We start from the raw sequence: 721 nt of genomic DNA, 5'->3' as shown, positions 1-721 counted from the left end.
AATTCGGATAAGGTTGTCATAAACAAACATGTTTCCCGCATATGGCGATTTTTCTTCCTTGTTTTTAAAACCAGCATCATGAGCAAACTGATCAATTTCTTCTTCCGTTGGTTTCGTGTTGATGTTTTGCGCTGTCGTTTCTGCAATGAGTTTTGCTTTATTTTCTACACAATGATTGTTTGTGAACGAATATGAATACAGTCCGGTAAAGGAATTGCGGACATGATTTGATAAATTTCTGATGAACAGTTTATCTACTAATATCATCGGGTTCCGCGCCAGTTGCGAGCGAATCACATCAGCGGCCATTTCCTGTATTGAAATTGGTAAATCTTTAAATTCCATAGTCAACCTCATCAGTCGGTGGTTTTAAATCACTCGCGAAACGTTTAATGCCGCGCTTTTTGCCAGAGCGGTAATATCCTGCGTCACTGACGCCAGTGTTTCAGAGAGGCGCTCTTTGTGATCAGTGGCCTGCTTCAGGTCATTAATGGCGCGTATCTTCCCGCGCATCCACTCATAAAGTTCATCATCGGTATAGTCTGGCGCGATGATGACGGGTTCTCGTTTCTGCATACTGATTCCTCGCGGTGCTGCTTCGCCTATCAGCCGTTAGATTTTGCCGAGCTGGAAAGCGCCTGTTTAAACTCACTGAAGCTGAGAGCTTCTTCGCCTTCGGCAAGGCCTTCGAAGTATTCTTCGTAAGCCTTTTCCATGATTG

The 721-nt window shown here is 44.1% G+C and carries 1 protein-coding gene and 1 pseudogene; both read right to left on the bottom strand.

What is annotated here, in order from left to right:
• Positions 1-345 (bottom strand): annotated as a pseudogene (locus tag EQY_RS26430) (hypothetical protein); the annotation flags it as partial.
• Between the two features lie 24 nt (positions 346-369).
• Positions 370-576: a hypothetical protein gene (locus EQY_RS0123170; RefSeq protein WP_001171935.1), complete on the bottom strand. Its 207-nt coding sequence runs from the start codon at positions 574-576 to the stop codon at positions 370-372.
• Positions 577-721: the final 145 nt, after the last annotated feature.

Origin of the sequence: Escherichia sp. TW14182 (genome assembly GCF_000208525.1) — a bacterium.
GTDB lineage: Bacteria > Pseudomonadota > Gammaproteobacteria > Enterobacterales > Enterobacteriaceae > Escherichia > Escherichia ruysiae.
Note: the sequence above shows the minus strand (reverse complement) of the source record. Positions and strands in the feature narration are given on the sequence as shown.